This is a genomic window from Streptomyces sp. NPDC047043, assembly GCF_040644055.1.
In the GTDB taxonomy this organism is placed as follows: Bacteria; Actinomycetota; Actinomycetes; order Streptomycetales; family Streptomycetaceae; genus Streptomyces.
On sequence record NZ_JBEYVO010000018.1, the window covers coordinates 133,714 to 151,933 of the forward strand.

Genomic DNA, 18,220 nt, shown 5'->3' on the forward strand with positions numbered 1-18,220 from the left:
CCCCAACAGTGCCTCGATCCGCTTCCGTGACTCGCCGCCGACCGCCCTCAGCCGCATGCGGCCCCGCCGCACCCCGCTCAGAACCCCAGCTTCCGCAACTGCCGAGGATCCCGCTGCCAGTCCTTGGCGACCTTGACGTGGAGGTCGAGGAACACAGGAGTGCCGAGCAGTGCCTCGATCTGCTTGCGGCTCTTGATGCCGACCTCCTTCAGGCGCTTGCCCTTGGGGCCGATGATGATGCCCTTCTGGCTGGGGCGCTCGATGTAGACGAAGGCGTGGATGTCGAGGAGGGGCTTGTCGGCGGGGCGGTCCTCGCGCGGGAGCATCTCCTCCACCACGACCGCGATGGAGTGCGGGAGTTCGTCGCGTACGCCCTCGAGCGCGGCCTCCCGGATCAGTTCCGCGATCATGACCTGCTCGGGCTCGTCGGTGAGGTCGCCCTCGGGATAGAGGGCGGGCCCCTCCGGGAGGAGCGGGACGATCAGATCGGCCAGCAGGTCCACCTGCTTGTCGCCGACCGCCGACACCGGCACGATCTCCGCCCACTCGAAGCCCAGCTCCTTGCCGAGCTGGTCGATCGCGATGAGCTGTTCGGCGAGCGTCTTGCCGTCCACGAGGTCGGTCTTGGTGACGATCGCGATCTTCGGCGTCTTCTTGATCGACGCCAGCTCCTTCGCGATGAAGCGGTCACCGGGGCCGAGCTTCTCGTTCGCGGGCAGGCAGAAGCCGATCACGTCGACCTCGGCCCAGGTGGTGCGTACGACGTCGTTGAGCCGCTCCCCCAGCAGCGTGCGCGGCTTGTGCAGCCCAGGGGTGTCGACCAGGATCAGCTGGGCGTCCTCCCGGTGCACGATCCCCCGTACCGTGTGCCGCGTCGTCTGCGGCTGGTTCGCGGTGATCGCCACCTTCTGCCCGACCAGAGCGTTCGTAAGGGTGGACTTGCCCGCGTTGGGGCGGCCCACGAAGCAGGCGAAGCCGGCGCGGTGGGGTGCCGCCGACGACGCCGACGGCTCGGATGACTGACTACGAACGCTCATGACGCCCATTCTCCCTGATCCAAAGAGCCCCGCCGTACAACCGAGCGATCACCCAGCGATCGCCGTCCACCCTGTGAGATTCAGGAAACCTCCACGCAACGAAACATCACGGAAACACGCACGTGCACATCCGGAAACGCACCCCGGTGAACCTCTGACGAGCCCCCACCTCGTTGGAGACGACCGTGACCCTCGCCGCAGCGCACGTAGACACAGGTGACACCGCCTGGCTGCTCGCCGCCACCGCCCTCGTCCTGTTGATGACCCCGGGCCTCGCCCTCTTCTACGGCGGCATGGTCCGCACGAAGAGCGTCCTCAACATGCTGATGATGAGCTTCGTGTCGATCGCCCTGGTCACGGTGGTGTGGCTGGCCGCCGGCTACTCGCTCGCCTTCGGCGACGACATCGGCGGCGGACTCATCGGCGGGCTGAAGCACGCCGGGATGGCCGGTCTCGGGCCCGACAGCGTGCAGGGCACCGTCCCCACCCTCCTCTTCGCCACGTTCCAGCTCACCTTCGCGATCATCACCGCCGCCCTCATCAGCGGCGCGATCGCGGACCGTGTGAAGTTCGGCGCCTGGCTGGTCTTCGTCCCCGTCTGGGCGCTGCTCGTATACGTTCCCGTCACCCACTGGGTCTGGGGCCCCGGCGGCTGGATCGCGAACCGCCTCGGCGCCCTCGACTTCGCCGGCGGTCTTCCCGTCGAGATCACCTCCGGCGCCTCGGGACTGGCGCTCTGCCTGGTCATCGGCCCGCGGCTCGGCTTCAAGAAGGACGCCATGCGCCCGCACAACCTCCCCATGGTGATGCTGGGCGCCGGTCTCCTCTGGTTCGGCTGGTTCGGCTTCAACGCCGGCTCCGCCCTCGGCGCCAACGGCCTCGCGGCCGCCGCCTTCCTCAACACCCTCGCCGCCGGCTGCACCGGCCTGCTCGGCTGGCTCTTCGTCGAGCAGAAGCGCGACGGACATCCGACAACTCTGGGCGCGGCCTCCGGCGCGGTCGCGGGCCTGGTCGCGATCACACCGTCCTGCGGGTCCGTCTCCCTGCTCGGCGCCCTGGTCGTCGGCCTCGCCGCCGGTGTCGTCTGCTCGTACGCCGTGAGCTGGAAGTTCAGGCTCAACTACGACGACTCGCTCGACGTCGTCGGTGTCCACCTGGTCGGCGGCATCATCGGCACCCTGCTCATCGGCGTCTTCGCGGAGAAGGCGATGACCGGTGGCGCCGAGGGCCTCCTCTACGGCGGCGGGCTCACCCAGCTCGGCAAGCAGGCCGTGGCCGTGGTCGTCGTGGCCGCGTACGCCTTCCTCGCGACGTACGGCATCGGCAAGCTGATCGACAAGGCGATGGGCCTGCGCGCCAGCGAGGAGCAGGAGCACACCGGCCTGGACCTTACGGTGCACGCCGAGACCGCATACGATCACGGCGTCCTGGGCCACGGCGCCCCGGTCTCGTCCTCCGTCCTCTCCTCCGCGCAGAAGGTCCAGAGCCAGGCATGAAGCTCATCACCGCGATCGTCAAGCCCTACCGCCTCGACGAGGTGAAGACCGCCCTCCAGGAACTCGGCGTGCACGGTCTGACCGTGACCGAGGCCAGCGGGTACGGCCGGCAGCGCGGCCACACCGAGGTGTACCGCGGCGCCGAGTACCAGGTCGACCTCGTCCCCAAGGTCCGTATCGAGGTCGTCGTCGAGGACGCGGAATCGGACGCCGTGATCGACGCGATCGTCAAGGCCGCACAGACGGGGAAGATCGGGGACGGGAAGGTGTGGGCCCTGCCGGTCGAGACGGTCGTACGGGTACGGACGGGAGAGCGCGGCCCCGACGCGCTCTGACCACGAGCACGACCCCCACGACCGCCACCACGAGCAGGACCACCGCCACCAGCCACGGCAGTGCGAAGAACGACGCGCTCTGCGAGTTCCGCGTGTCCGTCGCGCTCGCCGTCAACGTGACGTCGCCCCAGTCGAGTTGGGGCGCGCCGCGCCACGGTTCGGTGAGGTGGACGCGCTGGCCGGGCAGCAGCTCGGAGGGGATGCGGGAGAGGTCGCGGGACAGGAGCGTACGGCCGAAGAGGCCCTCCGCGCGAAGCTCCACCTTCGGGTTCAGGGTGACGTTTCCGGTGTTGTGCAGGGTGTAGGAGATCGTCGCCGCGCTGTCGCCGAGGCCGGGGACGAGCGGCTGGTGGTGGACCACGTGGACGTTCTCGACGGCGATCGCGGGGAGGGTCGGGCCGCCGACGCGGAGGTAGACGCGGGCGGCGACGGCGCGCTGCACACCGAGGGCGAGGGAGCCGTCACCCTTGTCGATCCGTTCGTCGAGGGCGACCAGAGCGCCCGGGTGGTCGCCGGGTTCGGCGCCCTGAGGTACGTCCAGCGTGAAGGGGACGGTGACCTTGCCGTGCGGCGGCACCGTCACGCGGGACTTGGCGGGCTTGGCCCAGGCACCCACGCCCCGCTGCTTCTCCTTCACGGTCTTCACGGCGAAGCCGCCGTCCCGCGGGGTGTTGTACGCGTCGGCCGCGTAGAGGCGGAAGGTCATCGGCCGGGCGGTCTTGTTGGCGACGACCACGTTGTCCTCGATGGTCGTGCCCGGATCGGCGGAGAGGTAGAAGTACGGGCGGGCCGCGACCTTGGAGGAGACGGGGTAGACGGACCAACTGCCGTTGTCGGCGGCCTGTGCGGGCGTTGAGACGCCCAGGCTCGCGAGGAGCAGGCCCAGCAGGAGGACGTAGAGCTTTCTCATGGGTGCGGACCCCCACGTGTACGGAATGGACGGGCGGGTGCGGACGCCCGTACGGTCAGCTGAGTGTGAGGGTGAGGACGCCGGAGTACGCGCCCGGGGGCGTGAACGCCGGTACGTCCAGGGAGAGCCCGGCATCCGCCGTGAACTCGCCGCCGGTCAGCGTGCCGTTGGGTGTGGACGCCAGGGTCGCGCCCGAACTGCCCACCGTGCCCGCCGAGCCCGCCTGACACGTGCTCGGACTGCCCGCCTTGGTGGCACAGGCAGGCGTCCAACTCAGCTTCCCCGCATCGATCTTGGCACCGGGACCGGTGAAGTCGGTGACCTTGCCGGTCAGGGACCAGCCCGCGGGTCCGCCGCGGAAGTCCTTGACGCTGACGGCGTTCAGGGCACCGGTCGAGGCCCCGCCCTTGCCGAAGTCGACCGCCGACAGCGCGACGGAGTCCCCGGCCTGGGACATGGACAGCGTGCCCGCCTTCACGGTCGTCGTCAGCTTCTGACTGCCGTCGGGAACGGGGGTGTTGTCGTTGACGACGTAGGCCGCGGGCCCGGCCCCCTTGTCGGCGCTCCAGGCGCTTCCCTCGTACGCCACCACACCCGTCGTCGTCTTGTCGTTGACGACGAGCGAGCCGCTGAAGGAGCCGTCGGTGCCGGCGGTGACGGTCGCCGTGTCCGCGGTCTGGGTGTCCCCGGAGCGTCCGGCGAGGGTGACGGTCGCGCCCGCCGTGAATTTGCTGCCGTTGACGGTCACGCTGTCACCGGCGTTCCCGGAGGGCGAACCCAGCGAGATGGCACGGTTGTTGACCGGGGTGGCGTCCGTCGCCGTGACGGTCTCGGAGACCGGGGCGGGCGGGTTGGTCACCGTGCAGGGGGTGTCCAGCTCGAGGATGTAGCTGGTGTGGATGTTGTAGTCGCCGGGCGAGAGCGTGATCGATCCGGCCGCGGTGACCTTGAAGGTGCCGGTCATGGAGAACGACGGGAAGGCGCCGTTGCCCGGCACCGGGTCGTTCTTCTTGGGCCCGGCGACCGTGACGTCACCGGTCTGCGCACCGCCGAGGGTGACCTTGCCGGTGGGCGTCATGATGTCGGCCGGCAGGGCGATGGCGGTGGGGTTGCTGGCGGCGGGCTTGACGACCGTGTAGGTCACGGTGACGGTGTCGCCGACCTTCGGACTGGTGTTGTCCACCGAGACGTTGGCGGTGGTCGTGCCGTCGATCGGCGGGATGCCGGCGACGGCGGGCGGGATGCAGTGCGTGGCGAAGTCCACGTTGGTGGAGGCGCTGGCCGGACAGGCCAGCGCGCCGCCCGCGGTGACCGCGAGCGCGGTCGCCCCGAGCAGAGACGCCCAGCGGCGTCTTCGGGTGATCGGACCCATGGGTGTGCCCCCTCTTCTCGTGCGCTCACTGGGGGCATTGATGTGTGGATTGCGTGAGAAGTCAATGGAGACGCCGCAACTGAACTGATGGACCGTCAGTTCCACAGGTTCGCGAACCGACGGTCCACACAGGTGAGTTCGTGCCGCGGCTCAGTCGAAGACGAACGGTCCGGGCGACTGCAGACCGGTCGCCGTGCAGGTGACGGTGATCCCGAGGACGGTCAGCTGCAGCGAGCCGCCGTAGGCCTCAAGGCTGTCGCCGGAGGCGACAGTGCCGTCGAGGGGACCGACGGTGACGGGGTCACCGGCGGCGATCGCGGGGTTCTTCGTCCCGCTGAAGACGCTGGTGCCACCGGTCGTGTTGTTCACGAGGGTGAGCGTGGAGGAGATCGAGTCCTGCGACAGGGCGATCGGCGCCGTCACGGCCGACGTGACGGTGATGGTGGCCGCCGTGCCGTCCTGGGTGGCCGTGAGCGTGGCCGCACCGCTGCCGAAGCTTCCGCAGTCCGCGTTGATCGTCGCCGTGTCGGGGGTGACGGCGAGGGCGCTGGGCGCGAACGCGAGCGAGACGGCCGCGAGGGCCCCCACCGCCATTGCCGCACCCATACCTGTTCGTTTGGCTCTCATTGGGGATCCGGCTCCCTTCCCGAAGCTGGGAACTGCCATGTGGGGATGGATGGGAGAGGTCCGACCGGGCCGTCGGGCGGCGTGGTGCGGTACGCCGCGTGGGGGGTGGCAGGGCGAATCTGACGGTCCGTCGGAACTACCGGTTCCATTGATGCGCGTGGGATGGAGAAACGGCAAGGACGAATTCCGGACGAGTCTGAAGCGGCCGGTTTTCAGCCTGCGGTCACGGTGCTCCGAACCGTGCCGTCGGGCCCTGCGACCAGCACGGGCGTCCGGGCTCCGCCCAGGTCCGCCACCGCGGCCCGGTCCTGGTCGGAGGCCGACTCGGCCTCCGTCACCACGGCCGCCGCCTCCAGGGACTTCGCGCCGGACGCCACCGCCATGGCCACCGCGGTCTGCAGCGCGCTCAGCTTCAGTGAGGGCAGCTCGACGGTGCCGGCGACATACGTACGGCCGGTGTCGTCCCGTACGGCCGCACCCTCGGGCACGCCGTTGCGGGCCCGCGCGGAACGGGCCAGGGTGACGATCTTGCGGTCCTCGGGATCAAGCGCACTGCTGTCGGTCATGAGCCGAGCATACGTACCGGTGGGGCCGCTATCCGGCCACGGGGTACATCGCCCCGCGGCGCCCCGGTCAGTTCGGCCGGCCGTGTCCGGAAACCCTCGTCGTCGGGACGGGCGTGCGCTCAGGGCCGGTCGAGTCTGAGGCGCTCGGCGCGCGGCAGCCCGGCGACGACCAGGTCGTACGAGTCCTCGACGAGCTCCCGGACCAGCCGGTCCGGGAGCTCACCGTCGACCGTGACGGTGTTCCAGTGCCGCTTGTTCATGTGGTACCCGGGAATGATCAGACCCGGGTGGTCGGCCCGCAGCCGGACCGCGTCCTCGGGGTCGCACTTGAGGTTGACCGTAAGAGGGCGGTTGTCGAGCCAGGAGAGGGCGAACATCTTGCCCAACACCTTGAAGACCGAGATCTCGGGCGCGAAGGGGAAGTCCTCCACGGCCGCGTTGAAGGACAGACAGAAGGCGCGCAGTTCCTGAGGGGTCATACGGGGGTCTCCTCGCCGGTCTCCGGGCGGCCGTGGGCGTCCGTCACTCGTCCTGCCCCTCCTTGGAATCGGCCGATCCCACCGGCTCCACCAGCACCGTCACGATCTTGTTCCGGCGTCCGGCCGCGGCCTCGGCGGTGAGGCGGAGTTCGCGACCGTCGGGAAGCTCCACGACGCTCGACGCGCCCGCGATGGGCACGCGGCCCAGGGCCTTCGCGAGCAGGCCGCCGACCGTTTCCACATCCTCGTCGTCGTACTCGTCGAGGCCGTACAGCTCGCCGAGGTCGGTGATGTCGAGGCGGGCGGTGACGCGGTAGCGGTCGTCCTCCAGGTCCTCCACGGGCGGGAGTTCGCGGTCGTACTCGTCGGTGATCTCGCCGACGATCTCCTCGAGGATGTCCTCGATGGTGACGATGCCGGCCGTGCCGCCGTACTCGTCGATGACGACGGCGACGTGGTTGCGGTCCTGCTGCATCTCGCGCAACAGGTCGCCGGCGTTCTTGGTGTCGGGGACGAAGGCCGCCGGGCGCATGGCCGTCGAGACGAGTTCGGACTCGGCGTCGCGGCTGATGTGCGTCTTGCGCGCCAGGTCCTTCAGGTACACGATCCCGACGATGTCGTCCTCGCTCTCGCCGGTGACCGGGATGCGGGAGAAGCCGGAGCGGAGCGCGAGCGTCAACGCCTGGCGGATCGTCTTGTAGCGCTCGATGACGACGAGGTCGGTCCTGGGGACCATGACCTCCCGTACGAGGGTGTCGCCCAGCTCGAAGACCGAGTGCACCATGCGGCGCTCCTCGTCCTCGATCAGCGACTCCGCCTCCGCCAGGTCGACCAGCGCCCGCAGCTCCGCCTCGGAGGCGAAGGGGCCGCGGCGGAAGCCCTTGCCGGGAGTGAGCGCGTTACCGATCAGGATCAGGAGGTTGGGGATCGGGCCCATGATCCTGGCCAGGGGCACGAGGACGTACGCCGCCGCCGTCGCCGTGTTCAGCGGGTGCTGCCGGCCGATGGTGCGCGGGGAGACCCCGACGGCGACGTACGACACCAGGACCATCACGCCGATCGCGACCAGCAGGGCGCGGGTGGTGCCGGCGAACTCCTGCAGACAGGCGTACGTCACCAGGGCCGCGGCCGCCATCTCGCAGGCGACGCGGACCAGCAGGGCGACGTTGAGATAGCGGGTCGGGTCGGCGGCGACCTGCGCGAGCTTCGCGCTGCCGCGCCGGCCGCTGCGCACGGCCTCCTCGGCGCGGAAGCTGGAGACGCGCGCGAGGCCCGCCTCCGCACAGGCGGCGAGCCAGGCGACGACGACCAGCGCGATCGCGCCCGCGACGATCTGCGGACTCATGAGACGGTCGGGGCCGGGGACGGGCCGGTCAGGCCCTTCTCCGCGCGCCAGCCGTCCACGATGGCTGCCTGCAGGCCGAACATCTCGGCCTTCTCGCTCTGCTCCTCGTGGTCGTACCCGAGAAGGTGCAGCACGCCGTGGACGGTGAGCAGTTGGAGCTCCTCGTCCATGGAGTGCTGCGTGGCCGCTTCCTCACCCTGCTTCTTGGCGACCTCGGGGCAGAGCACGATGTCGCCGAGGAGACCCTGCGGAGCCTCCTCGGCGTCCTTCGACGGCGGACGCAGCTCGTCCATCGGAAAGGACATGACATCCGTGGGGCCGGGCAGGTCCATCCACTGGATGTGCAGCTGCTCCATGGCGTCGGCGTCCACGACGATCACCGAGAGCTCGGAGAGCGGGTGGATGCGCATCCGCGCGAGTGCGTAGCGGGCGATGTCGAGGATCGCCTGCTCGTCGACCTCGGTTCCGGACTCGTTGTTGACGTCGATCGACATGGTGCGGTGTCTGTCTACTTCCCCTTGTGCCCGGACTGCCTGCCCCGGCCGCCCTTGTGGGTGCCGTTCTCGGTGCCGTGCTTGCTGTCGTACTTCTCGTACGCGTCGACGATACGGCCGACGAGCTTGTGCCGTACGACATCGTGGGACGTGAGGCGCGAGAAGTGGACGTCGTCGAGGCCCTCGAGGATCTCCTGGACCTGGCGCAGACCCGACTTGGTGCCGTTGGGCAGGTCGACCTGCGTCACGTCACCCGTGATCACTATCTTCGAGTCGAAGCCGAGGCGGGTGAGGAACATCTTCATCTGCTCGGGCGAGGTGTTCTGGGCCTCGTCCAGGATGATGAAGGCGTCGTTGAGGGTGCGGCCACGCATGTATGCCAGCGGTGCGACCTCGATGGTCCCGGCCGCCATCAGCCTCGGGATCGAGTCCGGGTCCAGCATGTCGTGCAGTGCGTCGTACAGCGGGCGCAGGTAGGGGTCGATCTTCTCGTAGAGCGTGCCCGGCAGGAAGCCGAGCCGCTCGCCCGCCTCGACCGCGGGCCGGGTCAGGATGATGCGGTTGACCTGCTTGGACTGCAGGGCCTGCACCGCCTTGGCCATGGCGAGGTAGGTCTTGCCCGTACCGGCGGGGCCGATGCCGAAGACGATCGTGTGCTTGTCGATCGCGTCGACGTACCGCTTCTGGTTGAGGGTCTTGGGGCGGATCGTGCGGCCGCGCGAGGAGAGGATGTTCTGGGTGAGTACCTCGGCCGGGGTCTCCTGGCCGTCACTCTCACCGTTCTCACTCGCTCTGAGCATGGCGATCGAGCGTTCCACTGCGTCCTCCGTCATCGGCTGTCCGGTGCGGAGCACCAGCATCATCTCGTCGAACAGGCGCTGGATGAGGGCGACTTCCGCGGCATCGCCGACCGCGCTGATCTCGTTTCCCCGGACGTGTATGTCGGCCGCCGGGAAGGCCTTCTCGATCACGCGCAGAAGGGAGTCGCCGGACCCCAGGACGGTCACCATGGGGTGCTGGGCGGGGACGGTGAAATGTGCTCTCGCCTGCCCCTGCGCGGGAGTGTGAGCTGTGGGTGTCTGAGTCATGGGCCGGCTCTGTAGGCCTTGCTCGTCCTCCTCGATCACGACACGCCAGCCGCTTGGGCTGCCTTGACGTTTTCAAGCGTACGCCGGGGGACTGACAACGCCGTAGGGCTTTTCGGCGGCCTGTGTTTCACATGCCGTCGCCGGACGCAGCCGGCCTCAGGCCGACCTGAACCCGATCGTCGGCACGGCCCTGCGCAACGGCCACGGTCTCGCCGGCTCCTCCCCCGGGACCAACCGCTCCAGGAACCCGTACCGCTGCAGCGCCGCAGGATCCTGCGCCTGCACCGACTGCACCTCCCGCCACCACGCCCCGATCTCCGACCAGCCCGGCGCCGACAGGGACCCGCCGAACTCCTGCACGGACAAGGCCGCCGTCAGCCCGGCGAAGGCGAGCCGGTCGGCCAGCGGCCAGCCGGCCAGGGTGCCGGTGACGAAGCCGGCGACGAACACGTCGCCCGCACCGGTCGGGTCGAGGGCCTCCACCGCGATGGCGGGGACCTCGGCCGTCTCTCCCGTATGTCCGTCGACGGCGTACGCCCCCTCCGCACCGAGGGTGACCACCGCGAGCGGTACGTGTTCGGTGAGGGCGTGGGCGGCGGCGCGGGGGGTCGCGGCGCCCGTGTACCGCATCGCCTCCTCCGCGTTCGGCAGGAACGCCTCGCAGTGTTCGAGGTCGGGCAGGCCCGCCAGGTCCCAGGCGCCGGTGTCGTCCCAGCCGACGTCGGCGAAGATGCGGGTGCCTCGGCCGGCGGCCTCGGCGATCCAGGGTGCGCGCTTGCCGGGCGTGAGGGAGGCGATGGCGGCACGCGCGCGGGGCGAGCTGTCGGGGGCGCCCGGCGAGCCCGCCCGGACGAACGCGGCCTCCGGTGGCGGCTCGTGGCCGTGCGAGACCATCGTGCGCTCGCCCTCGTACGCCATCGAGACCGTGACCGAGGAGTGCCAGCCGGGGACCGTGCGCGAGGTGGAGAGGTCGATGCCCTCGCCCTGCTCCAGCGCGTCCCAGCAGTACTCCCCGTAGTGGTCGTCGCCGAAGGCCGCCGCGAGGGACGTCCGCAGACCGAGGCGGGCCAGGGCCGTGGCCATGTTGGCGACGCCGCCGGGGCTCGACCCCATCCCGCGCGCCCAGGACTCGGTCCCGCGCACCGGGGCGGAGTCGAGCCCGGTGAAGATGATGTCGAGGAAGACGGGGCCGGTCAGGTACACGTCCCAGGGGGGATCGTCCGGTGTGCGCAGGGCGGCGAGGGGGTCGACCTGGGCCTGGCAGGCCGATCCCGCTGTGGTGGTCGACGGTCCCTTTCCGGTGGACGCGTTGGGCGCGATCACGGTGCACTCCCTGACATGGTGCGGATCAGGCCAGTGTGCACCACACCACCGACAACGTGTCGGCGCTCACGCCGCAGCCGTCCTTCGCGTCAGCCTGTAGGGGCGGGCCTCGCGTCAGGCCGTCGCGGGTCCCGGGTGCGTCGTGCGGGCCGCGCCCGGGGTCGCCTCGGGGGCCGGGGCCGCGGCCTTCGGGGCGGGGGCCCGGCCGGTGCGGATCCGGTCGTTGCGGCCGCCGCCGCGGACCAGCAGGACGCTCAGCGCGGCCAGGAAGCCGACGACCGTCAGGCCGACCAGGCCGCCCTTGGTCGAGCCCGTCGTGTCCTCGATGATCCCGAAGGCCGTGGGGGCCACGAAGCCGCCCAGGTTGCCGATGGAGTTGATCAGCGCGATGCCGGGGGCGGCGGCCCGGGCGTCGAGGTAGCTCTGCGGGATGGTCCAGAAGATCGGCGAGGCCGGCTTGAAGCCCATCGCGGCCAGGCAGAGCGCCCCGAGGCTCACCCACGGCGACACGAACACCGCGAGCAGCGTGCCGCAGCCGCCGAGGACCAGCAGCGCGACGAGCACCGGGCGCCGCTTGCCGATACGGTCCGAGAGCCGCCCGGCGGCGTACACCGCGGCGATCGCGCACAGCCAGGGGACGGCGGTCAGCAGCCCGACCTGGAAGTCGCCGAGCCCGCCGATGTCGTCCACGATCGACGGCAGCCAGAAGGTCACCGCGTACAGGGCGACGTTGATCGCGAAGTAGATCCAGAGGAACAGCAGCATCTGGGGGTCGGCCAGCAGCTTCCAGCGGGAGACCTTGGCGCGGGCGGTGTCGCGGCCGTCCTGCTCCGCGTCGATGACCGCCACCAGCTCCCGCTTCTCCTCCTCGGTCAGCCAACTCGCCGTCTCGACACCGGAGTCGAGGAAGCGGAAGACCACGAAGCCGAGTACGACGGAGAAGACGCCCTCGACGAAGAACATCCACTGCCAGCCGGAGTGGCCCCAGATGCCGTGCATCTCGAGGAGTGCGCCGGAGATCGGTCCCACGATGACCGTCGCCGTGCCGGAGCCCATCAGGAAGATCGACGTGGCGCGGCCCCGGTGGGAGTCCGGCAGCCAGCGGCTGAAGTAGTAGATGACGGCCGGGAAGAAGCCCGCCTCCGCCACGCCGAGCAGGAAGCGCAGGGCGTAGAACATGCCGGCGCTGTTCACGAAGGCCATCGCGGTGGCGACGATCCCCCAGCTGATCATGATCCTGGTCAGCCAGACCTTGGCGCCGAAGCGCTCCATCAGCATGTTGGAGGGGACTTCGAAGATGGCGTACGCGATGAAGAAGATGCCGGCACCGAGACCGAAGGCGGCGGCCGACAGTCCTACGTCGGCACGCAACTCGTCCTGGGCGAAGCCGAGGTTGACGCGGTCCATGTAGTTCGCGACGAACATCACGAAGAACAGCGGGACCACTCGGCGGAAGATCTTGCGGATGGCGGATCGGACGGCGGGCGGGTGCACTTCGGGGACTACTGCGGACACGAGCGGCTCCGGTCGTGAGCAGGGGGAAGGGGGAAGCAGCAGCGGGGAAAAGGGGCGTTACCAGCGGGGGACGGCCGGGGTGACCCACTCGGGGTCGGCGACGCGCATCGCCGCCGCATCGTCGCGCTCGCGGAGCGCACCGTCGTCGTCGAGCCATCGCTGGTGCAGGAACTGCAGCTTGTCGTGGTCGAGTTCGACGCCGAGGCCCGGTGCGTCGGAGACGGTGACCTTGCCGGATTCGAAGGTCAGGCGTTCGGTGAGGACATCCTCCGACTGCCAGGGGTAGTGGGAGTCGCAGGCGTGGTGGAGGCCCGGGACGGTGGACGCGACGTGGGTCATCGCGGCCAGGCTGATCCCCAGGTGGGTGTTGGAGTGCATGGAGATGCCGACGCCGAACGTGCGGCAGATCGCGGCCAGTTGCTGGGTGTTGCGCAGGCCGCCCCAGTAGTGGTGGTCGGAGAGGACCACCTGGACGGCATCGCGGGTGAAGGCTTCCCTGATCTCGGCGAAGGTCGTCACGCACATGTTGGTGGCGAGCGGTACGCCGGTCGCGGCGGCGACCTCGGCCATGGCGGGCGTGCCGAGCGCCGGGTCCTCCAGGTACTCGAGGACGTCCCCGAGCTCCTTGGCCACCTTCAGCGAGGTCTCCACGCTCCAGGCGCCGTTGGGGTCCAGGCGCAGCGGGTGCCCGGGGAAGGCCTCGGCGAGGGCCAGGATCGCGGCGATCTCCTCGTCCGGCGGGAACACACCGCCCTTGAGCTTGAACGAGGTGAACCCGTACCGCTCCTTGAACAGCCGGGCCTGCTCCACCACCCCGGCCGGATCGACCGCGGCGCCCCAGTCGTCCTTCTCGCAGGCCACGCCCTCGGGGTGGTCGGCCCACTTGTAGAACAGGTACGCGCTGTACTCCACCGCGTCGCGCAGCTTGCCGCCGAGCAGCGCGTGCACCGGCAGCCCGAGCGCCTTGCCGAGGGCGTCGAGGCAGGCGACCTCGAAGCCGGAGACGACGGACAGCCGCAGCTTGTCGGCGGTCTGGACGCCGCGCAGTCCCCCGACGTCGACCTGCCCGGAGACCCGGGAGTCGTCGACGGCGACCTCGTCGGCAACGGTGAACAGGCCGTTCAGGTCGGACACTTGGCGGCCGACGAGTTTCTCGGCGAAGGGGCGGGCCAGCTCCAGGTACTTGGTGTCGCCGTACGTCTCGCCGACGCCCGTGATCCCGTCGGCCGTCACCACCTCCACGATCAGCCGCGGGGTGTACGGCTGGTGCACGCCCTGCGTGTTGAGCAGTGGCGGGTCGGCGACCAGGATCGGCGTCAGCCGTACGTCGGTGATGGTGAGGTTCACAGGGAGGCTCCCACGAGGTCGAGTCCGGTGGTCAGGAGGGTCTTGAGGTCGGCCAGGTCGGTGGCCGACGGGTCCGTGAGCGGGGCGCGGACGGGGCCGACGGGGCGGCCGCGCAGCCGGGCCGCCGCCTTCACCAGGGACACGGCGTATCCCGGTACCCGGTCGCGGAGTTCGACGAGCGGGACGTAGAAGTCGCGCAGCAGCCGCTCCACCTTCTTGTCGTCGCCGTCGCGCAGGGCGCCGAAAAAGGCGTTGGCGATCTCGGGGGCGAAGGCGTGGACGGCGGAGGAGTAGGCCGGGACGCCGACGGTGGCGTAGGCGCGGGCCTGGATCTCGGCGGTCGAGGCGCCGTTGAAGAAGAGGAAGCCCTCGGGTGCGGCGAGGGTGAGGCGCTGGAGGCGGTCCAGGTCGCTGTGGCCGTCCTTGAGGCCGACGACGTTGGGAATGTCCGCGATGCGCCTCAACGAGGCGGCGGTGAAGGCGACTTGGCCGCGCTGGTAGGCGATGAGCGGGAGCGATGTGCGGGCCGCGATCTGCTCGACCTGCGCCACCAGGCCGTCCTGCGGGGCGGCGACCAGGTAGTGCGGCAGGACGAGCAGCGCGTCGGCGCCGGCCTCCTCGGCGATGCGCGCGAACCGTACGGCCTGCGCCCAGCCGTATCCGATACCGGCGACGACGGGCACCCGCCCGCCCGCCTCCTCCACGGCGACGGTCACGACCTGCCGGTACTCGTCCTCGTCCAGCGAGAAGAACTCGCCGGTGCCGCAGGCGGGGAAGACGGCGCCGGGGGCGGTGGCGATCTGCGCCGCGACATGGGCGCGGAAGCCGTCGACGTCGAGGGAGCCGTCGTCGTGGAAGCTCGTGAGCGGGAACGACAGCACGCCGCCCGCCATGCCGTCCCGCAACCGCCGGACCGTGTCCGTATCGAGGCTCACCCTCGACCATCTCCCTATGTAGACATCATCCATGTATGAAGATGGAGGTTAGATACACGAACACCGGGCGTCAATGGGTCGGGGGTGGCCGATTACGATCGGCTCATGTCGGAGACGGGTGGCGGGGCCGCGAGCGAGACCGGGGGCGTCCGCGAGGTGAAGTCGGCCGCACGGACGGTCGAGCTGCTGGAACTGCTCGCCGCGCGCGGCGACCGTCCGGCGCGGCTGCAGGAGCTGGCGGACGAGCTGGGCGTGCCGCGCAGCTCGATGTACGCGCTGCTGCAGACCCTGATCAGCCGGGGCTGGGTGCGTACGGACATCACCGGTTCGCTGTACGGCATCGGCATCCACGCCCTGCTCACCGGCACCAGCTATCTGGACTCCGACCCGCGCGTGCGTGTCGTACGGCCGTATCTGGACGAGGCGTCGGAGGCGCTCGGCGAGACGATCCATCTGGGGCGGCTGGACGGGCGGGACGTGGCGTACCTCGCGACGCGGGAGTCGCACGAGTACCTGCGGACGATCAGCCGGGTGGGGCGGCGGCTGCCGGCGCACGTGGGCGCGCTGGGCAAGGCACTGCTCGCGGAACGGCCCGACGCCGACCTCTCCGAGGGCCCGTACGAGGCGCTGACCCCCAACACCCACACGACCCGCGAGTCACTGGCCGCCGACCTCGGGCGGATCCGTGTCCGCGGCTACTCGGTCGACCGCGAGGAGGGCGTCGCGGGCATCGTCGGTTTCGGCTTCGCCCTGCGCTACGACGCCCCCGCCCAGGACGCGATCAGCTGCTCGGTACCGGTGGCTCGGCTGACACCGGAGCACGAGGAACGGATCGTGGCGGTGATGCGGGAGATCAGGGCGAAGATCGAGGCGACGGCGCCGGGCGCGGGTGGCGCGCCGCACTGGCGCTAGCGGGCAGGCCCTCCGAGGTGGGGCGCGCTCGTTTACCCGGCCGTCCCCACCCGAAACACAAAGTGCCCCACATCACACCCCCCACTCTTCTTCCGGAACCGCGTGCTTGATACAAATTCTTCGCGCGTTCCTGTCCGTCGACGGTCGTCGCCCAACCCCCTTTTTCTGAGCCGCTTTCGCATGCCCTGGGAACGCCCGTGTTCGCCCCTCGCACCACCCCCTGGCCCCTCGTCGCCCTTTTCACGGCCGGGTATCTCGCTCCGTATCTGCTGCCGACCACCGTCGGCCGTCTGGATTCGGGGCTGCCGGTGTCCGCCACCCAGGCGGGTGCCATCGGCAGCGCGCTGCTGCTGAGTTCGGCCGCGGCCGGGTTCCTGCTCGCCTCCCGCGTCGACCGTGTCGGCCCGCGCACGCTCGCCCGCATCGGGCTGGTGCTCGCGGTCGTCGGCTACGGGGGCGCCGCGCTCAGCAGCGCCGTCCCGGCCGTCGTCGTCGGCGCGCTCGTCGGCGGTTTCGGATCCGGTACGGCCACGACGGTCGCCGCCACCGGGATCGCCGCCATGGGGGTCCCCCCGCGCGAGGGTGTTCGAGCGTCGGGGAGCGATCCCCACCGGGTGACCACGCTCGGCCTGCTCTGCGTCTCGGCGCTGGCGGGCGTCGTGTATCTGACCGTGCCGCACCTCGGCCCGGGCCATGGACAACCCCTGGCCGCCATCGCACTCACCGCGCTCGCCGTCTGGCCCCTGACGGGCCGTCTCCCGGTCCGTACAACCGCCCCGCAGACCGGGCAGCACGACGACAGGACGCCCCTCCCCCACCCCCGCTCGGGCCTCGTCCTCGCCGCCACCCTGCTGTGCTGGTCCCTCGTCCAGAACGCCCTCTGGGGCGTCAGCGGCCGCATCGGCCTCACCCAGGCGCACCTGTCCGAGACCACCGTGGGGGCGGTCTTCGCGGTGGCGCTCGGCGCAGGACTGCTGGGAGTCGTCGGCGCGGGCGCGGTCGGGCCGCGACTCGGCCTGGCGGTGCCCATCGGAACCGGTACGGCTCTCATCTCGGCCTGCATCGTCCTCAGCGCGTCCGCGACCGACCTGACCACCTTCGCGACCGGCGAGATCGCCTGGAACCTGCTCTACCCGGTCGTGCTGTCGTACGTGATCGGACTGGCCGCCTCCCTGGATCCGCGCGGCCGTTGGGCGGTGCTGGTCGGTTCGGCGTCCTCGCTGGGGACCGCCGCGGGACCGCTGACGGGCAGCCTGCTGTCGGCGCAGGCCGGGTTCCCGGTGATGGGTGTGGCGCTCGCCGCCGGGCTGCTCGTGATCGCCGTACCGATGACGGCCGTGGCCCGGGGAACGGGAAGGCGCCCCCTCCCGGTCGTCGAGATCCCGGTGGAGGCGCCTGCCCAACAGCACGCCTACGACACGACGGCCGCCTAGAAGGCGTATGCCTCCACCTCGGCGAGATACCGTGCCCGCCGCTCCTCGTCGTCCTCCAGGAAGGACGCGAGGAAGGAGTTGCGGGCCAGTTCGCGAAGCCGGTCGTGAGACAAGCCCAGGGTCTTGTGCACGGCCTCGAAGTTGTCGCCCGCGTAGCCGCCGAAGTAGGCCGGGTCGTCGGAGTTGACCGTGCAGAGCAGGCCCGCGTCGAGCATGGCCGGCAGCGGGTGGTCGGCGAGGGTGTCGACCGTGCGCAGGCGGACGTTGGAGAGGGGGCACAGGGTCAGCGGGATGCGGTCGCGGACCAGGCGGGCGACCAGAGCCGGGTCCTCCATGCACCGCAGCCCGTGGTCCACGCGCTCGATGCCGAGGACGTCGAGGGCCTCGGTGATGTACTCCGGCGGGCCCTCCTCGCCCGCGTGCGCCACCCGCCGCAGCCCCAGCTCGGCCGCGGCCTCGTACACCTCGCGGAACTTCACCGGCGGGTGCCCGACCTCGGCCGAGTCGAGGCCGATGCCCGTGATCCGGTCCAGGTACGGCTTCGCGGCCTCCAGGGTCTCGAGGGCCGACTCGGCGGACTCGTCGCGCAGGAAGCAGAGGATCAGCTTGGTGGAGATGCCGTGGTTCGCCTCGCTGCTCCCCAGTGCCCGCCACAGCCCCTCGACGACCGTGCCCATGGGGACCCCGCGCGCGATGTGCGCCTGCGGGTCGAAGAAGATCTCCGCGTGCCGCACGCCCTGCGCGGCGGCGCGGGCGAGATAGGCGCCCGCCAGGTCCTCGAAGTCCCGCTCGGTGCGCAGGACGGCCATGAGCTCGTAGTACAGGTTCAGGAAGGACTGGAGGTCCTCGAAGTCGTACGCCTTGCGGAGCTCGTCGGTGTCGGCGTACGGCAGCTCGACGCCGTTGCGGGCGGCCAGCTCGAAGGCCAGCTCCGGCTCCAGGGTGCCTTCGATGTGGAGGTGCAGTTCTGCTTTGGGGAGGGGCATCGCAGCATCGTACGGGTGTT

The 18,220-nt window shown here is 70.4% G+C and carries 18 protein-coding genes; 4 read left to right on the plus strand and 14 right to left on the minus strand.

All coding sequences use genetic code 11. The features are described 5' to 3' along the window. Positions 1 to 77 precede the first annotated feature (77 nt). On the minus strand, positions 78 to 1,046 hold the full coding sequence (gene era, locus ABZ880_RS27655; protein WP_361267728.1) for a GTPase Era: 969 nt from the start codon (positions 1,044 to 1,046) through the stop codon (positions 78 to 80). A 176-nt stretch (positions 1,047 to 1,222) separates the two neighbouring features. On the opposite strand from era, the gene ABZ880_RS27660 reads away from it, so the two are divergent. Both ABZ880_RS27660 and ABZ880_RS27665 read left to right on the plus strand, forming a co-directional pair. Beyond that, positions 1,223 to 2,533 (plus strand): ammonium transporter, encoded by a 1,311-nt coding sequence (locus tag ABZ880_RS27660; protein ID WP_361267730.1) that lies wholly within the window; start codon positions 1,223 to 1,225, stop codon positions 2,531 to 2,533. Then, positions 2,530 to 2,868 carry a P-II family nitrogen regulator gene (locus tag ABZ880_RS27665; RefSeq protein WP_351470799.1) on the plus strand — a complete coding sequence of 113 codons (339 nt, stop codon included), beginning with the start codon at positions 2,530 to 2,532 and terminating at the stop codon, positions 2,866 to 2,868. The genes ABZ880_RS27660 and ABZ880_RS27665 overlap by 4 nt, the downstream gene beginning before the upstream one ends. Here ABZ880_RS27665 and ABZ880_RS27670 read toward each other — a convergent pair. From ABZ880_RS27670 to ABZ880_RS27725, 12 genes are all read right to left on the minus strand, one after another. After that, positions 2,762 to 3,778, minus strand: a complete 1,017-nt coding sequence (locus ABZ880_RS27670; protein ID WP_361267733.1) for a DUF916 domain-containing protein — start codon at positions 3,776 to 3,778, stop codon at positions 2,762 to 2,764. The two genes, ABZ880_RS27665 and ABZ880_RS27670, sit on opposite strands and share 107 nt — an antisense overlap. A gap of 55 nt (positions 3,779 to 3,833) precedes the next feature. Beyond that, complete coding sequence (locus ABZ880_RS27675; RefSeq protein WP_361267735.1) at positions 3,834 to 5,150, minus strand: beta-xylosidase; 1,317 nt, start codon at positions 5,148 to 5,150, stop codon at positions 3,834 to 3,836. A gap of 150 nt (positions 5,151 to 5,300) precedes the next feature. Next, positions 5,301 to 5,777: a hypothetical protein gene (locus ABZ880_RS27680; RefSeq protein ID WP_361267737.1), complete on the minus strand. Its 477-nt coding sequence runs from the start codon at positions 5,775 to 5,777 to the stop codon at positions 5,301 to 5,303. Positions 5,778 to 5,989: 212 nt separating this feature from the next. Then, the gene (locus tag ABZ880_RS27685; RefSeq protein ID WP_361267739.1) at positions 5,990 to 6,343 is read right to left on the minus strand and encodes a cytidine deaminase; all 354 of its coding nucleotides are present in this window, start codon (positions 6,341 to 6,343) and stop codon (positions 5,990 to 5,992) included. 119 nt (positions 6,344 to 6,462) lie between these two features. Beyond that, positions 6,463 to 6,822: an MmcQ/YjbR family DNA-binding protein gene (locus ABZ880_RS27690; protein WP_361267741.1), complete on the minus strand. Its 360-nt coding sequence runs from the start codon at positions 6,820 to 6,822 to the stop codon at positions 6,463 to 6,465. Between the two features lie 43 nt (positions 6,823 to 6,865). Beyond that, positions 6,866 to 8,167 (minus strand): hemolysin family protein, encoded by a 1,302-nt coding sequence (locus ABZ880_RS27695; RefSeq protein WP_361267743.1) that lies wholly within the window; start codon positions 8,165 to 8,167, stop codon positions 6,866 to 6,868. Beyond that, positions 8,164 to 8,661: an rRNA maturation RNase YbeY gene (ybeY, locus tag ABZ880_RS27700; RefSeq protein WP_361267745.1), complete on the minus strand. Its 498-nt coding sequence runs from the start codon at positions 8,659 to 8,661 to the stop codon at positions 8,164 to 8,166. Before ybeY ends, ABZ880_RS27695 begins: the two co-directional genes overlap by 4 nt. A gap of 14 nt (positions 8,662 to 8,675) precedes the next feature. Further along, entirely contained in the window at positions 8,676 to 9,749 is a 1,074-nt protein-coding gene (locus ABZ880_RS27705) for a PhoH family protein (protein WP_361267747.1), read from the minus strand. 156 nt (positions 9,750 to 9,905) lie between these two features. Next, entirely contained in the window at positions 9,906 to 11,072 is a 1,167-nt protein-coding gene (locus ABZ880_RS27710) for a PfkB family carbohydrate kinase (RefSeq protein ID WP_361267749.1), read from the minus strand. A gap of 114 nt (positions 11,073 to 11,186) precedes the next feature. Then, positions 11,187 to 12,566: an MFS transporter gene (locus ABZ880_RS27715; protein WP_361267905.1), complete on the minus strand. Its 1,380-nt coding sequence runs from the start codon at positions 12,564 to 12,566 to the stop codon at positions 11,187 to 11,189. A gap of 78 nt (positions 12,567 to 12,644) precedes the next feature. Next, a complete protein-coding gene (locus ABZ880_RS27720; RefSeq protein WP_361267751.1) occupies positions 12,645 to 13,934 on the minus strand; it encodes a glucarate dehydratase family protein in 1,290 nt (429 codons plus the stop codon). Beyond that, positions 13,931 to 14,869, minus strand: a complete 939-nt coding sequence (locus ABZ880_RS27725; RefSeq protein WP_361267753.1) for a 5-dehydro-4-deoxyglucarate dehydratase — start codon at positions 14,867 to 14,869, stop codon at positions 13,931 to 13,933. The genes ABZ880_RS27720 and ABZ880_RS27725 overlap by 4 nt, the downstream gene beginning before the upstream one ends. Before the next feature lie 105 nt (positions 14,870 to 14,974). Here ABZ880_RS27725 and ABZ880_RS27730 point away from each other — a divergent pair, with 105 nt between their 5' ends. Both ABZ880_RS27730 and ABZ880_RS27735 read left to right on the plus strand, forming a co-directional pair. Beyond that, positions 14,975 to 15,781, plus strand: coding sequence for an IclR family transcriptional regulator (locus ABZ880_RS27730; protein WP_361267755.1), 807 nt, complete (start codon positions 14,975 to 14,977; stop codon positions 15,779 to 15,781). A gap of 197 nt (positions 15,782 to 15,978) precedes the next feature. Then, positions 15,979 to 17,214 carry an MFS transporter gene (locus tag ABZ880_RS27735; protein WP_361267757.1) on the plus strand — a complete coding sequence of 412 codons (1,236 nt, stop codon included), beginning with the start codon at positions 15,979 to 15,981 and terminating at the stop codon, positions 17,212 to 17,214. Here ABZ880_RS27735 and ABZ880_RS27740 read toward each other — a convergent pair. Next, on the minus strand, positions 17,211 to 18,200 hold the full coding sequence (locus ABZ880_RS27740; RefSeq protein ID WP_361267759.1) for an adenosine deaminase: 990 nt from the start codon (positions 18,198 to 18,200) through the stop codon (positions 17,211 to 17,213). The two genes, ABZ880_RS27735 and ABZ880_RS27740, sit on opposite strands and share 4 nt — an antisense overlap. Positions 18,201 to 18,220: the final 20 nt, after the last annotated feature.

Bases quoted from the DNA above. Each gene is read 5' to 3' on its own strand.
- ABZ880_RS27685 (WP_361267739.1), bottom strand. From the start codon at position 6,343: ATGACCGACAGCAGTGCGCTTGATCCCGAGGACCGCAAGATCGTCACC.
- ybeY (WP_361267745.1), bottom strand. From the start codon at position 8,661: ATGTCGATCGACGTCAACAACGAGTCCGGAACCGAGGTCGACGAGCAG.
- ABZ880_RS27675 (WP_361267735.1), bottom strand. From the start codon at position 5,150: ATGGGTCCGATCACCCGAAGACGCCGCTGGGCGTCTCTGCTCGGGGCG.
- ABZ880_RS27665 (WP_351470799.1), top strand. From the start codon at position 2,530: ATGAAGCTCATCACCGCGATCGTCAAGCCCTACCGCCTCGACGAGGTG.
- ABZ880_RS27740 (WP_361267759.1), bottom strand. From the start codon at position 18,200: ATGCCCCTCCCCAAAGCAGAACTGCACCTCCACATCGAAGGCACCCTG.
- ABZ880_RS27680 (WP_361267737.1), bottom strand. From the start codon at position 5,777: ATGAGAGCCAAACGAACAGGTATGGGTGCGGCAATGGCGGTGGGGGCC.
- ABZ880_RS27670 (WP_361267733.1), bottom strand. From the start codon at position 3,778: ATGAGAAAGCTCTACGTCCTCCTGCTGGGCCTGCTCCTCGCGAGCCTG.
- era (WP_361267728.1), bottom strand. From the start codon at position 1,046: ATGGGCGTCATGAGCGTTCGTAGTCAGTCATCCGAGCCGTCGGCGTCG.
- ABZ880_RS27705 (WP_361267747.1), bottom strand. From the start codon at position 9,749: ATGACTCAGACACCCACAGCTCACACTCCCGCGCAGGGGCAGGCGAGA.
- ABZ880_RS27730 (WP_361267755.1), top strand. From the start codon at position 14,975: ATGTCGGAGACGGGTGGCGGGGCCGCGAGCGAGACCGGGGGCGTCCGC.
- ABZ880_RS27690 (WP_361267741.1), bottom strand. From the start codon at position 6,822: ATGACCCCTCAGGAACTGCGCGCCTTCTGTCTGTCCTTCAACGCGGCC.
- ABZ880_RS27695 (WP_361267743.1), bottom strand. From the start codon at position 8,167: ATGAGTCCGCAGATCGTCGCGGGCGCGATCGCGCTGGTCGTCGTCGCC.